Below are 2,951 nucleotides of genomic sequence, written 5' to 3' on the forward strand. Positions count from 1 at the left end.
TCCGGTCGTTGGTGTCCAGCCTTGAGGCGCCCCGGAACGCTTCCCAAGCGTTCCGCAATGCTGGCGAGCGCCTCAAGGCTGCACGCCAACGAAGGCAGCATCCCTGTCACCGCGGCCGATTCTATTTCTTCTCGTCAAACAGGTCCGACATGACTCATTTGATTCGCCATTGGCGCATGCCGCTGACTTCCGCGTTGCTGCTGACACTTGGGGCGTCTTGCGTCGACGCACCGCCGGCTCAAGCAGACACGTTGGAATTGCGGGGCGATGTGCAGGTCGATGGCACGATTGTGCGGAAGGTGGACGCCGGGTCGAAGCCGCATGTGATCGTCGAAGTGGATCCGGAGTTGCGGGTCGCAATCCCCCAGAGCCGGGTCGTCAAAACGGTCAGTGATTCCGACGAAAAACTGGTCTGGTACCGTCAACAGTTGGCTCAACTTGGCGAGGACGCCGAAGCGCACTATCAATTGGCGCGGCAGTGCAAGGGAAACGGCCTGTTGGCGCAGCGTGATTTTCATTTTCAGCGGGCCATTGAAATCGATCCCAATCACCCCCAAGCCAGGTCCGCGCTGGGTTACGTCCGCGATGGAAACGAATGGGCGCTCTATGCCGATCAGCAACGGCGACGCGGATTGATACGGACGGCAGGCGGATGGGAGGTCCCGGAGGTTTACCTCCGCGAACAACGACGCGACAAGTTCGACGAAGCGTCGAAACTCTGGATCAAAGAGCTGACCAAGCTGCGGAGTTTGGTGTTGAGGCCGGGAAAACGGTCCGCCGAAGCTCTCGAATCGATCCAAGCCATTGACGACCCGATGGCATCGACCGCGCTCGCCGAAGCACTTGAAAAGTCGCGTGGGAACGACCCCGATCCCAAATCGTTGCGGATGATCTACGTCAAACGACTCGGAGCCTTGAAGACACCGGTCGCCGTCCAGGCTCTGGTCCGGACAGGAATCTTCGAGCCCGATCCGGGCATTCGTACCGAAGCCTTGTTGCAGCTTCAAGAGTACGGCGCGTCGTCAGCGGTTGCCTCTTATCTACCGATCTTGAAAGGTGACAACCGCAAACCGGTGGAAGTGACCGCGGCGCTTCGAGCGCTGAACTATTTTCCCGACCCGGAACTTTGGCAGGAGTACGTCGATGCCCTGATCACGACACACAAGTCGTTGACGCCCAAGGGACCAGGCATGTCGGTGGGCAGCAACAGCCTGGGCGGCTCGGGGCTTTCCACCGGCGGCAAGCAAGAGGTCTTGACCAAGACGGTTCAAAACCCCGGCGCGTTGGAATTGCTTCGTCAGATCGCACCGGGCGTCGATTACCGATACGACCAGGCGGCCTGGCGCAATCATTTTGCGGCCCAGCTGATGAAGGCTCCCGACGATCTCCGCCGCGATCCGTAGTAACGTTGGTGTTTAGCCTTGAGGTGATTCCCGGTCGCTGCGACGCAGCGACCGTGGGCGGCTAACGCCTGCACATCAACACTGGCATGCACAGCATGCCCTACGCTTCTGCCCCGAATTTCACTGCACCGGTTGCAGCACGTAGCGGTGTGGGACCGGCTTGGCTGCTGCGTAAATCGCTGCCAATTCCTCGTCGGCTTTCTGTTCGAGGGCGGCGAGTTTTTCCTCAAACCCTTCCATCTTCTGCTCACCCGCGGCGACCTTCTTCGCCAGCGCCGTCCGGGTCGCTTCGTCACCGGCTTGGGCCAAGCTGTGTCGATCCCGCTCCAGGTTGCGGGCGGTGTACCAGTGACTGCGGAGTTCCCCGATCGTCGATTCGTTTCTGGCTTTGTTCATCGCAACCACTTTGGCCGCTTGGACCGATTGTGGTGTGGAGGGGAACCGCTGCAGTTCGACGTGGGCGGCCAGCTGGGTGTGGGTGAAGTCGCCGATCGGCGTGCCATCGATCGAAAGCGTGTATTTGCCGGGCGCCAGTCCGTGGACCTGGAACCCTTCGCGGCTGAACTTGTGGTCCAACTTCAGCATCTTGGCTGCGACCTGGGTGTCATCGGGCGTGACCCACGGCAGGGATTCGGCGAGGAAGGTGAATTCGATCGATCCGTCCGTGCCGGCCAATTCGGTCACTTCGCCTCCGGTTGCCCGTGCACGATAACCATTCTTCGCCGGCACGAGCGTGATGTTCGAAACGGCGCTTTGCATGCCCAGGTTTTCAAGCCAGGCGTGTGCCATGATCAATTGGCCGTCGGTGCCGGGATGAACCGCGTCCTTGATGAAGGTGAATTGCGGATCGTCCTGACGCGCAACGCGGGTCAGGTGATTCAGGGGACCAAACATATCGATCGACCGCATGTCTCGACGGTCCGCTTCGTCTCGCAACCAGGTCCCGAAGTAGGCCAGGACGGCGTTGTATTGACGCAGCGCGGATTCTTCGCGGGGACGTTTTTTCAAATTAGCGCGAGCGGCGACGGCGTCGAACATCGTCGGCGTGATCGGCGAAACCGTGGTGCCGGCGGCTTGCAAGCGGTCCAGCAACTCGGTCATGTCGGTTTCATAGGTTTTGAAGATCTCGTGATCAAACGCTTGGTAGCGTCCGTCGTTCATTCCCAACAGAATCGTGACCAGCTTGGGATTCTTCGACAGCACGTCGCGGTCGAGACGCTGCAGTGCGTCCCAGGCTTTGTCTCCGCCGATGCCGGCGTTATGGAACTTCAGCGGCACGCTGGGAAACCGGGTGATGAAGAAGTCTTCGATGTACTGCGTGTAAAGACGCTGATGCGTGATGCTGTCGCCGAGAAAAACCACGGCATCACCGGACTGAAGGCTCGCCTCGCCGACCTGGATCGGAGTCGACTGGGCAAGCGACGGGGAAAGCAACAAACAAACCGAGAGCAGGGCAAACGCGAATCGTTTCATGGCTGGTGTGGGGAAAGGGGGAAGGGGGAAGGGGGAAAGAAAATGGAGGGCAGGAAAATCTCAAATCTCAAATCT

At 59.7% G+C, this 2,951-nt stretch carries 2 protein-coding genes; one reads left to right on the top strand and one right to left on the bottom strand.

Going from position 1 to position 2,951, the window contains the following annotated elements:
* Positions 1 to 149: 149 nt before the first annotated feature.
* On the top strand, positions 150 to 1,403 hold the full coding sequence (locus tag NZK35_RS07880; RefSeq protein WP_259631986.1) for a HEAT repeat domain-containing protein: 1,254 nt from the start codon (positions 150 to 152) through the stop codon (positions 1,401 to 1,403).
* Between the two features lie 120 nt (positions 1,404 to 1,523).
* Here the strand turns inward: NZK35_RS07880 and NZK35_RS07885 are convergent, their stop codons facing one another.
* Positions 1,524 to 2,876: an SGNH/GDSL hydrolase family protein gene (locus tag NZK35_RS07885; protein ID WP_259631987.1), complete on the bottom strand. Its 1,353-nt coding sequence runs from the start codon at positions 2,874 to 2,876 to the stop codon at positions 1,524 to 1,526.
* Positions 2,877 to 2,951 lie beyond the last annotated feature (75 nt).

This window comes from Stieleria sedimenti (genome assembly GCF_025060895.1).
GTDB classification, from domain to species: Bacteria; Planctomycetota; Planctomycetia; order Pirellulales; family Pirellulaceae; genus Stieleria; species Stieleria sedimenti.